Annotated in this window: 11 protein-coding genes; 1 reads left to right on the forward strand and 10 read right to left on the reverse strand. The window is 31.7% G+C overall.

Going from position 1 to position 11,959, the window contains the following annotated elements; genetic code table 11:
• Positions 1-3: 3 nt before the first annotated feature.
• Together dnaG and ACSYT2_RS11025 are read right to left on the reverse strand one after the other, a co-directional pair.
• On the reverse strand, positions 4-1,776 hold the full coding sequence (dnaG, locus tag ACSYT2_RS11020) for a DNA primase (protein WP_438384779.1): 1,773 nt from the start codon (positions 1,774-1,776) through the stop codon (positions 4-6).
• A 155-nt stretch (positions 1,777-1,931) separates the two neighbouring features.
• A complete protein-coding gene (locus ACSYT2_RS11025) occupies positions 1,932-2,966 on the reverse strand; it encodes a deoxyguanosinetriphosphate triphosphohydrolase (protein ID WP_438384780.1) in 1,035 nt (344 codons plus the stop codon).
• A gap of 187 nt (positions 2,967-3,153) precedes the next feature.
• Between ACSYT2_RS11025 and ACSYT2_RS11030 the strand changes: the two genes are divergently transcribed.
• Positions 3,154-4,227 (forward strand): CotS family spore coat protein, encoded by a 1,074-nt coding sequence (locus ACSYT2_RS11030; protein WP_430855267.1) that lies wholly within the window; start codon positions 3,154-3,156, stop codon positions 4,225-4,227.
• A gap of 40 nt (positions 4,228-4,267) precedes the next feature.
• Here the strand turns inward: ACSYT2_RS11030 and ppdK are convergent, their stop codons facing one another.
• From ppdK to ybeY, 8 genes are all read right to left on the reverse strand, one after another.
• Positions 4,268-6,895 (reverse strand): pyruvate, phosphate dikinase, encoded by a 2,628-nt coding sequence (gene ppdK, locus ACSYT2_RS11035; protein ID WP_430855268.1) that lies wholly within the window; start codon positions 6,893-6,895, stop codon positions 4,268-4,270.
• An 81-nt stretch (positions 6,896-6,976) separates the two neighbouring features.
• On the reverse strand, positions 6,977-7,612 hold the full coding sequence (gene ccpN / locus ACSYT2_RS11040) for a transcriptional regulator CcpN (RefSeq protein WP_430855269.1): 636 nt from the start codon (positions 7,610-7,612) through the stop codon (positions 6,977-6,979).
• A gap of 194 nt (positions 7,613-7,806) precedes the next feature.
• Entirely contained in the window at positions 7,807-8,421 is a 615-nt protein-coding gene (locus ACSYT2_RS11045; protein ID WP_430855270.1) for a DUF4342 domain-containing protein, read from the reverse strand.
• Positions 8,422-8,427: 6 nt separating this feature from the next.
• The gene (gene recO, locus ACSYT2_RS11050; protein WP_430855271.1) at positions 8,428-9,177 is read right to left on the reverse strand and encodes a DNA repair protein RecO; all 750 of its coding nucleotides are present in this window, start codon (positions 9,175-9,177) and stop codon (positions 8,428-8,430) included.
• 9 nt (positions 9,178-9,186) lie between these two features.
• A complete protein-coding gene (gene era, locus ACSYT2_RS11055) occupies positions 9,187-10,077 on the reverse strand; it encodes a GTPase Era (protein ID WP_430855272.1) in 891 nt (296 codons plus the stop codon).
• 9 nt (positions 10,078-10,086) lie between these two features.
• Complete coding sequence (locus ACSYT2_RS11060) at positions 10,087-10,488, reverse strand: cytidine deaminase (RefSeq protein WP_438384781.1); 402 nt, start codon at positions 10,486-10,488, stop codon at positions 10,087-10,089.
• A gap of 201 nt (positions 10,489-10,689) precedes the next feature.
• Complete coding sequence (locus ACSYT2_RS11065) at positions 10,690-11,391, reverse strand: diacylglycerol kinase (RefSeq protein ID WP_430855274.1); 702 nt, start codon at positions 11,389-11,391, stop codon at positions 10,690-10,692.
• Between the two features lie 27 nt (positions 11,392-11,418).
• On the reverse strand, positions 11,419-11,919 hold the full coding sequence (gene ybeY / locus ACSYT2_RS11070) for an rRNA maturation RNase YbeY (RefSeq protein ID WP_430855275.1): 501 nt from the start codon (positions 11,917-11,919) through the stop codon (positions 11,419-11,421).
• Positions 11,920-11,959: the final 40 nt, after the last annotated feature.

Consider the following 11,959-nt stretch of genomic DNA (forward strand, 5'->3'; position numbering starts at 1 on the left):
CCATTAACCCCTCTCCCTCTTAAGCTCTGCTCTTACCTTATTGAGCTCTATAGCAAGTTTTATGGATTCCTCAATCATACCCTTCTGTTCCAATTCCCTTTGCTCCTTTTTTAAGCTCTCTAGCTTTTCATTAAGCTTAAATGATTTTATCTTTTTTATGTAATCTCCTATAAGCCTTTGACCATCACTTGCTTCCAATACATTAATCTCTTTAATCTTCACCCATTCCTTAGAAGATTCAACATCATCACAACCACTTTCTACATAAGAAGAAAGATTTGTCGATTCTTCCTCTTTACCCTTACATAATAAAGAAAATATCTTTTTGTGCGCTTCTAAATTAAAATCTTCTTGTGAAATAGATTTGATTATTTCTTCATAATACTCATCCTTAAGCATTAATTTAATTAAGGATTTTTCTGCTTTTAAATAAGCTGGCTCTACATATAATTTTGTTCCAATTTCTTCCTTTTTATTCATAAAAGGCTCTTCTTTTATATTTTTAGCCATAGAAAGCAAATCATAAAGTGACTGTTCCCTTAATCCTGTATCTTCAGATATCTTCTTTATATAGACATCCTTCTCTACTGGATTTAGATCAGCTAGAATATCAGTTACTCTCTCTCCATACTTAATTAATGATTGTTCATTCTTAAAATCAATTCCTTCTTCTGCTCTCTTTAATCTATAACTAATTAAAGGTGCAGCTGATTTAATTAACTTTAGGAAGGCTTCTTTACCATTTGATCTGACAAATTCATCTGGATCCTTACCTTGTGGTATAGATAATACCCTAACATCAAATCCTGCATCTCTTAGGATCTCAAGACCTCTAAGAGTAGCTGTTTGACCAGCTACATCGGCGTCATATGATATAATAACCTTATCGGCATATCTCTTTAGTAGCCTTGCCTGATTTACTGTTAATGCTGTTCCAAGGGACGCAACAACATTTGTTATTCCATATTGATGAAGTGAAATGCAATCCATATACCCTTCAACAATTATAAAATACCTATCCTCCATTTTGTTTTTAATAGCAAAATTTAATCCATAAAGATTTGTTCCTTTTTGGAATACCAAGGTCTCTGGTGAATTCAAATACTTAGGTTTAGAGTCATCTAATACTCTACCTCCAAAGCCTATAACTCTCCCCTTGATATCAAAAACAGGAAACATCACCCTATTTCTAAATCTATCATATATAGTACCTTTTTTTTCATTCTTTGACACCAATCCTGCTTCAAGGATTATTTCGTCATTAAAGCCTCTTTTTTTTAAATGATAGATTATATTGCTCCAACCATCCTTAGCATACCCTAAGCCAAATTTTCTTATGGTTGTTTCTTTTATTCCTCTATTCTCGAAGTATTCTCTAGCCTGCTTATTTCCCATCAAATTACCAAAGAAGAATCTTCCTGCTTCAACATTTGCCTTATACAGTAATTCCTTCTTTTTTGTTGTTTGGCTAGGTTCTTCATAGCCTAGATTAAGAGGAATATTAGCCTTTTCAGCTAAAGTTTTTACAGCTTCTATGAAGTTCATATTTTTTTGCTTCATAACGAAGGTAATAACATTCCCAGCTTCTCCACAAGAAAAACATTTATAAATCTGCTTATCTTGAGAAATTGAAAATGATGGTGATTTGTCATTATGAAATGGACAAAGCCCCATATAATTCCTACCAGACCTTTTTAGTCTTACTGTTTCTGATATTACATCTACGATGTCATTCTCTTGTTTTACTCTTTCTATGATTTCTTCTGAAATACGCAAGGAGTTACTCTCCCTCCTTACAAAAAAATTTTTTTCAACAATTTATATATTATTCGACATCTTGTTATCTTTTCCTTCTATTTTTAGAAAATATTTATCAAAACTTCTTTTAACTCACTTATCTTGCCTTAAACTCTGGTAATTTATTCTTTTATTTAATATATTACCAATTTAGGCACAAAAATTTGATTAAATTGATTTAGACAATAATCATCACTCATACCAGCTATATAATCAGCTACTCCTCTTTCCTTACCTTCTTTTTCAGCAATATCTTTATATAATTCTGGCATGCATTCTATATGTTCCATATAGTAATCTATAAGTTGCCTCAAAATGAACTTTGCCTTTTTTCTTTCTTCTTTAAGCTCATCACAAAGATAAACATTCTTAAACATGAATGATCTAAGTTCTCTCATTGCATCTTCAATTTCATTACTTAATCCAATTTGATTTATTCCATTCTCTAAATTCATTCTAGAAGTATTTATTAAGTCTACAACCAAAGTTTCTATCCTTTGTGAATGTGTTTTCCCTAAAACTTTCAATATCTCTTTTGGTAAGAGTTCCTCTGATAATAAACCTGCCCTAACTGAGTCATCTATATCATGATTAATATATGCAATTTTATCGCTATATTGAACTACTCTACCTTCTAATGTTCTAGCTCCTTTATCCACTTTTCTATTTCTAAGCCCACTGTGATGAAGAATTCCATCAAGAACTTCTTCTGTGAGATTTAATCCTTGGCCATTCTTTTCAAGTTTAGTAACTACTCTAACACTTTGTTCATTATGCCTAAATCCATCTACCAGAAATTCATTTAATACCTCTTCACCATTATGTGCAAAAGCTACATGACCAAGATCATGCCCTAATGATATTGCTTCAATAAGAGTTTCATTTAGCCCAATTCCAATCCCTATAGTTCTGGCTATTTGTGACACTTCCAGTGTATGTGTTAATCTTGTTCTATAGTGATCTCCGAAGGTCTTTATATAAACTTGAGTCTTATGTTTTAAACGTCTAAAGGATTTTGAGTGAATTATTCTATCCCTATCTACCATAAAGCAAGTTCTAACTTTATCTTTTTCTTCCTCTACTCTTCGTCCTAAGGATTTCTCAGACATAGTTGCTCCTCTATCTAATGTCAATCTTTCAAAACTCTCAATTCTTTCCCTTACGTTCATATAATATCACCTCCTATCTATATTTCTATACATATCTCTTAAATCCTTTATTTATAACCTGTAAATATTATTTGCATATTACCAAATAATATATTCCTTATTTTTTGATATTCAATAAAATTATCTTATTATATTTATAGAATAGTAATAATATCATAGTAGTGAGTAATTTTATAAGGAGATTTTTATGAGTAATATGATACCTAATTTAAAAGAAACAATTTTTTCTATTGATAATATAAAACAAAAGGTTTTGCCGTCCTACAACTTAAAATTAGCTGAAGTGGCAATGGTTAAATTTAAAGATACAGAAAAGCAAAGAGCTGTTTATAAAGTTGATTTTAACAATCAAAGTTACTGTTTGAAAAAAGTTTACTTTTCTAAATCTGATTTACTATATGTTTATTCTGCATTAGAATGGCTTCATAGGCATGATTTAAATGTCCCAAAGCTACTTCCATCTATAAATAAGGGCAGATTTGTTACCTATAATAATATGTTATTCATACTTACCCCTTGGATTGAAGGCATAAAATGCGATTTCGATGATATTAATCATGTAATCTCTTCCTCTTTAGAATTAGCAAAAATGCATAAATGTTCAGATTCCTTTGTCCCAATACCAATGAGTTCAATAAGAGAAGGTTACGATGACTTATACATATCTACACTAAACCATTTTGAACAACTATTAACCACTTCAAATTTAGCCTTTCAGCATAAGGATAAGTTCTCTAAGGAATTCCTCTCAAATTTCGATAAAAATCTGGAGCTAGCGAAAATCTCCCTTCAAATCTCTTCAGAAATTGATAGGTATGAACTTTCTACTTCCTTATGCCATGGTGATTATGTAAATAAGAATATTATTTTCTCTCCTGATAATAAAGTTTGGTTAATCGATTTTGATAAATGTAAAAATGATTACTGTTCCCATGATATTTCCTATTTTCTAAGAAGATTATTAAAAAGGGATAATACTGCATGGAATATAGAGATTGCTACTTCAGTTATCAAGGCTTATAACTCAATTAAGCCTTTAACAACTTCAGATTTGAAATATATTATTTCCTATATCTGCTTCCCACAAAAATTTTGGAAAATATCAAGGGATTATTATAAGAATATAAAGAAATGTAATAAAAATTCATTTTTAACCTTATTAACAAAGTCAAATATAAGAGTGGATTACCAACTTGAATTTGCGAATAATATTGTTTATAACATGAATTCTATCAATTGGAACCCCAACTTAATTAAATAATAAAAATGGACCTGCATAAAGCAGGTCCGTTTATTTTTTACTATCTCTTATTATTAACTTGTGCTTGAGCTGCAGCTAACCTTGCTAGTGGAACTCTAAATGGTGAACATGAAACATAATCAAGTCCAACATTGTGACAGAATTCAACTGATGATGGATCTCCACCATGTTCTCCACAGATTCCAAGCTTAATATTTGGTCTTGTAGCTTTACCTTTTTCCGCAGCTAACTTAACCAAAGCTCCTACTCCTGTTTGATCCAATTTAGCAAATGGATCTTGTTCATATATCTTACTATCATAATATGCACCTAAGAAGTTTGCTGCATCATCCCTTGAGAAACCGAAAGTCATTTGAGTTAAATCATTTGTACCAAATGAGAAGAACTCAGCTTCCTTTGCAATTTCATCTGCAGTAAGTGCTGCTCTTGGAATTTCAATCATTGTTCCAACATGATATTCAATGTTAATTCCCTTTTCTTCCATTACTGTTTCTGCAGTCTTAACCACTATATCCTTAACATATTTTAACTCTTTGATTTCGCCAACTAATGGAATCATTATTTCTGGAACCACATCATAACCATTATTATTCTTAACAGTTATAGCAGCCTCAATAACAGCTCTTGTTTGCATTTCAGCAATTTCAGGATATGAAACAGCTAATCTACATCCTCTATGTCCCATCATTGGATTAACTTCATGTAAGCCATCAACTGTTGCCTTTAACTCTTCGAAGCTTAATCCCATTTGTGAAGCTAATTCTTTAATTTCCTCATCACTATGTGGTAAGAATTCATGTAGTGGTGGATCTAAGAATCTTATAGTTGCTGGCATTCCTTCAAGAGCTTCATATATTTCAATAAAGTCTTGTCTTTGCATTGGAAGAATCTTATCTAACGCTCTTCTTCTTTCCTCTTCATTTTTAGCAACTATCATTTCTCTAACAGCCATTATTCTATCTTCTGCAAAGAACATATGCTCAGTTCTACATAAACCAATACCCTCTGCACCAAATTCAATTGCTTGCTTAGTATCTCTTGGTGTGTCTGAATTAGCTCTAACCTTTAATTTTCTTATCTCATCAGCCCATGCCATGAATGTTGCAAAATGTCCTGTTATTTCTGGTGCTACTGTTTTAACAGCTTGTGCATATATATTTCCTGTTGAACCATCTATTGAAATATAATCATCTTGTCCGTAAGTCTTTCCAGCTATAGTTACTGTTTTATTTGCTTCATTAACTTTTAACTCACCACAACCTGCAACACAGCAAGTTCCCATTCCTCTTGCAACAACTGCAGCATGGGAAGTCATTCCCCCTCTTACTGTCAATATACCTGTTGCAGCAATCATACCTTCAATATCTTCTGGTGATGTTTCAAGTCTTACTAGAACAACATTTTCACCCTTCTCTGCTCTTTCTTTTGCTTCATTAGCTGTAAATGCTATTTTACCACATGCAGCTCCTGGAGATGCTGGAAGCCCTTTTGCAACGATTGTTGCTTCTTTTAATTCATCAGTATGGAATGCTGGATGAAGTAAAGAATCTAACTGTTTAGGATCAACCTTCAATATTGCTTCTTCCTTAGATAAAGTACCATCTTCAACTAAATCTACAGCTATCTTTAACGCTGCTTGAGCAGTTCTCTTACCATTTCTTGTTTGTAAGAAATATAAGGTTCCTTCTTCAATAGTTATTTCCATATCTTGCATATCTCTATAGTGAGTTTCTAGTTTATTAATTATATCAGTTAGTTCTTTGTATATCACTGGATTTTGATCTTCAAGTTCTGAGATTGGCTTTGGAGTTCTTATTCCTGCAACAACATCTTCACCTTGTGCATTCATTAAATACTCTCCATATATTTTGTTTTCACCTGTAGCAGGATTTCTTGAGAATATAACTCCTGTTCCTGATGTATCACCTTTATTACCAAATACCATTTGTTGTACGTTAACTGCAGTTCCCCACTCCCCTGGAATATCATTTAACCTTCTGTAAACAATAGCTCTTGGGTTATGCCATGATCTAAATACAGCAGTTATTGACTCAATTAATTGGAACTTTGGATCTTGTGGGAAATCTTCACCTTTTTCTTTCTTGTATAATTCTTTGAACTGTACTACTAATTCTTTTAAATCATCAGCAGTAAGGTCTGTATCAAATTCTATTCCCTTTTTTTCTTTCATTTCATCAATTTTATTTTCAAAGTTTCTCTTTTCTATATCCATTACAACATCTGAGAACATTTGAATAAATCTTCTGTATGAATCATAAGCAAATCTTGGATTATTAGTCTTCTTTGCTACAACTTCTACAGCCTTATCATTTAAACCTAAATTTAAAATTGTATCCATCATACCTGGCATTGATGCCCTAGCACCTGATCTAACTGATACTAGTAGTGGATCCTCTTCGCTACCAAATTCCTTACCACTTGATTTCTCTAGTTCTTTGATACTTGCTTCGATTTGTTCCAATATTTCAGGAGATATAACTTTTCCATCCTCATAATACTTGTTACAAGCTTCTGTTGTAACTGTAAATCCATTTGGAACTGGAATTCCTAGTGTAGTCATTTCTGCTAAATTTGCTCCCTTACCCCCTAGTAAGTTCTTCATTGATGCATTCCCTTCACTAAAAAGGTAAACGTACTTTTTCTCCATCTCAATACTCCTCCGTTCAATACAATTTAGATATATATACTAACAGAACTTTCTATCGCTCCGATAGTTGCATAATTAATATTATTCGCTCTTACCCATTTTCACGAATAACCTGGTAATATTGGTCTTGGACACCTTACCTATTATCTTGTATTGCTCTCTATCCCCTTCTGATTCAATCTTCTCTACTATTGGTATGCTATCAATCTCATGTTCTATGATTTTTTTTGCCATATCATACGCACTGTCTGCAGGACTTCCGCAAATTATATTAGGCATTCTTGTCATAATTACACCTACAGGCACCTTATGTATATCTGTGCCTCCAATTGCTATTTTTAAAAAGTCTTTTCTTGAAACTGCGCCAACTAAACATCCATTATTTTCAACAAATACTGTGCCAACATCATTTAGAAATAGGTATACGATTGCATCATATACCATAGTACTTTCGTTGATAATAGATGGTTTCGACATTATATCCGATACTTTGATGTTACTTATGTAATCTAGTAGAAGATTACTCTTAGGCTTGTCAGAATATACATACCCTACCTTTGGCCTTGCATCTAATACTCCTATCATAGTAAGTATTGCAAGATCCGCTCTAAGTGCTGCTCTTGTAACACCAAGTTTTTCAGCTAATGCCTCACTTGTAACAGGCTGTCCTTGTTTAACTAGCTTTATTATTTCCTCTTGCCTATCTGACAACTTCATTACAATCCCTCTTTCTCAAGATATAAGGAATATTCAGACTATTCAGATTGTAGAGACTTTTCCAACTACAGTATAATTATACCACGTAATTGTAGTTTGACTATACTTAATTTTCAGAAAAATCACTCAAATTAGTCTAATATTCCTTATTTATCTTTAATATTTATCATTTTTAACGCTTTTACTTCCTTTTTCTACCTATTACTTTTGTCTTCATCCTCAAAATTAACAGTATAGCTGTATACAGTTTCATCCCCTGTATATACCTTTTGTTTATCTTCACTTCCCTTTTTCACTTCTTCTTTTACTTCTTTAAATTTATTTTTTATTTGCCCTGCAAATATTGATGCTTTTCCTTTAACATCCTCAGCTGCTTCTGATACATATTTATTTACAACTTGAACTGTTCCATCAACCATAGTAATTTCTATAGTTAATTTTGTAGCCACTGCTGCTATAACACCAAAGGCTAATATTGGTGGAATAATAATAGCTATTACAGTTGCTGCTATCCCTGCATTAACCGGTACATCTACTAATTCTGTATCATCTTTTCTGACCTTAATTCTAGATACATTTCCTTTTTTAATAATTTCCTTTAGCCAATTCTTAAATTCTTCTACAGTTTCACTCATATTTTCTGAAGTTTCTTCTTCAACATTATTATTAATAGTTGAATTCTTTTCTAAATAGATTATTGCTTCTAAAACATCTCCATTAGTAATTTCTAGTGCAGCTTTTGCTTCCCCATAAGTAACCCCTGTTCTTTCTTTTACTTGATCAACCTTCTCTAATGAAATTTCTTGCATCCTTAATCACTCCTTTAAATAATTTAGCATTTCTAAACTTTTAGGTTTCTTTGAATAGTTAGAGGAAATTATAAAAGTCGTTACCTTTTCTATTTCCTTCTTTATATCTTCAGAAAGATTCAATCTATAAATTTTATCTGAAGAAGTATTAGACAGGTACTTTAATGCATTATAGGCTCCTTTTGATAGATATAATCCATGTTCCTTACTACACTCATCACAAACACCACCATAATAAGATAAGCTAATATAATTAGATAGTGATATTTTTTTCTTGCATAAAGTGCAACTATCTAAAACTAAACCATATCCGGTAGCTTTTAATAACTTTAACTCGAAGGAACGTATAAGTAGTCCATAATCTATTGCATCAGTACTTAATAAATATAAAGTTGTAATAAATTCTTTAAATAACCACCTATTAGTTTCGCCTTCTAATACAGCTATATCTATAAGTTCACAAATATACGAAGAATATGTAAGTTTATCTAAGTTATCCAATAATCCTTGAAAAGAGTTTATTATCTTTCCTTCTTGTAAATTAAACATATTCTTCCCTTTAAAGACCATATACTCGCCGTAGCATAGTGGAAGAGTTATTGATAAGAATTTGCTCTTACTCTTCTTTGCCCCCTTTGCTATTGTAGTTATTTTTCCTAAGTTTTCTGTATATAGCCATACTAATTTATCATTTTCTTTAAAATCTAGGGTCTTGATTACTACCCCATTACACTTAAATAGTGACAGAAATACCATCCCCCATAATTATTTTTTTCTCTTATACCCTAATTCTTTTAATAAATTTTGGTTATCTCTCCATTCTTTTCTTACCTTAACCCAAATCTTGATATTAACCTTAGTACGTAAGAATCTTTCAAGTTCATATCTAGCAGTCTCACCAATCTTCTTTAGACTCTGACCATTTTTTCCTATGATAATCCCTTTGTGAGAATCCTTTTCACATATTAAGTCAACTTCAATATGATATGTTCCATTTTCACTTTGCTTCATTTGGATAACATCTACAGCTATCCCATGGGGTACTTCATCTCTTAGAGTTCTTAATGCTTTCTCTCTAACAATTTCTGATACCACAAACTTCTCTTGAACATCTGTTATCATATCTTCTGGATAATACTGTGGCCCCTCTGGTAAGTTTTCTACCATTAGTTTAAGTAATGTATCAACGTTCTTACCTTTAAGGGCTGAAATAGGTATTATCTCCTTAAAGCTAAATTCTTGTGAAAATAAAGCTAATGATCCTGCTACCCTGTCTTGAGTATTTTCATCAACCTTATTTAATACTAAGAATACTGGTGCTTTAGAATTTTTTAATGATTCAAGTATGAATTTATCCCCTCTCCCAATCTCATCATCTGGATTAGTAAGGAATAATACTAAATCTACTTCCTTCATTGACTCTTTAGCTGAATTAACCATATACTCACCTAACTTATGCTTTGGTTTATGTATACCCGGTGTATCTACAAATACTATCTGATAATTATCTGTAGTTAAAATTGTCTGTATATTATTTCTTGTTGTTTGTGGTTTATTAGATACAATAGATAACTTTTCCCCCATTATATAGTTCATTAATGTTGATTTCCCTACATTAGGTCTTCCTACTATTGTTACAAATCCTGATTTAAACATTCTGCCTCCTTAATTGCCCAAGTCCTTTTTCGTAAAAGTTCCCGGCATTATCTCATCTAGAGTTTTTTCTAATACTTCTTTTTCATTTTTTACAATATATATCTTTATATCCCCATTTGCAGCAAATTCAGAGATAACCTGTCTGCATATTCCACATGGGTAAGTAAAGTTATTTATATCACCAATTAAAGCTACTGCTTTAAGGCTCTTATTCCCTTGTGATACCCCGTTAAATATTGCTGTTCTTTCGGCACAATTTGTAGCTCCATAAGATGCATTTTCAATATTACATCCTGTATATATTTTCCCATCTTCAAAAAGAGCTGCTGCTCCAACCTTAAAGTTGGAATAGGGACAGTACGCCTTTTCTCTAGCTTCTATTGCCTTTAGTATTAATTCTCTATTATCCATTATTCATCCTCCAGCATAATTGAAATAATAATTATCCCATGAATTAGTTCTTCTAAGCTTTAGATGGAGTAGTATATTCCTATTAAGGAAACTCCAGCAGAAGCTAATAATTACTTTATATAGTATACTCTACTTCTATTATGTGTATTTTATATTATAACATTATAAAAGAAAATTACAAAGTGAGTTAACTCTCTTTATTCATATCTTAAATATAGTAAATATAAGCAAGGTCAAAAGAAGTCCAAATAACGCTCCAACCACCACTTCTGATAGTGAATGAACTTCTGAATCAACTCTACTCTGTGCTGTAATAAAAGCCATCAAATAGCTCAACATTATGCAGGTTGGCTCCTCTGTAATTAAAGCAATAGCTGTAGCAATTGAAAAAGCTAGTGCACTATGACCACTTGGCATTCCACCCTTTAGAGGGGTTCCCTCACCAAATATTGCCTTAGCTATAATTGTAGCTATACAAACAATAACTAAAACTATAAAAATAGTATATGGTTCCGAATTTTTTACTTTATGAACAACTACATATGATATATTTGATAACTTATCCCAAAATATTACGTAGCCTACAACTATGGCATTAATCGCAGTTATAAGAACCGCTCCAGCTGCAGCATTTTTTGCCACTTTAGCTAAAGGATGATAGTAATTTGTTGTCATGTCTATAGCTGCTTCAATTGCTGTATTTATAATTTCAGCTGCCACCACCATAGTTATAGTTATGGCTAAGATTAGAAATTCCACCTTTGAAACATCAAAAGAAAAACATGCTATTAGTACCACAAGGGATGCTAATAAATGTATTTTCATATTCCTCTGAGTTCTTACCGTATCTATGACACCATTTATAGCATGATTAAAACTATCTACTAGTTTCTTTAACCTCATACATAATCACCCTCTTAATCAATAATATTACCTTGTTATATTTAATTTATTTAAAATTTCTTCTTCCCTAGATCTCATAATTTTCTTTTCTTCATCTTCTATATGGTCATAACCTAATAGATGTAAAACTGAATGAACTACCAAATATGATGACTCTCTTTCAAAGGAATGGTTGAATTCTTTGCTTTGTTCTAAAGATTTCTCTAAAGATAATACAATATCACCTAAAACTAACTCATCTCCATCCATATAAGTTTCGTCAAACTTATAATCTTTATATACCTCTTTAAAAACTTTTCCTTCTGGAAATTCTAACATTGGAAAGGATAATACATCCGTTTCCTTATCTATTCCTCTATTTTCATTATTTATCTCCTTTATTTCTTCGTTATCTACAAATAATAATGAAATCTCACAAGGAACCTCTACCTCTTCTTCTTTCAATGCAAATAGTATAGTATTTTTTAGTTCTTCAACTAATTTATCATTAACTTCTATTTTTCCCTGTCTATTATCTACGTAAATCATTTTAATCTCCTATCTAAAATAAGGGACGAGTTTAAAATAC

Origin of the sequence: Clostridium zhoujianii (assembly GCF_051590805.1) — a bacterium.
GTDB lineage: Bacteria > Bacillota > Clostridia > Clostridiales > Clostridiaceae > Clostridium.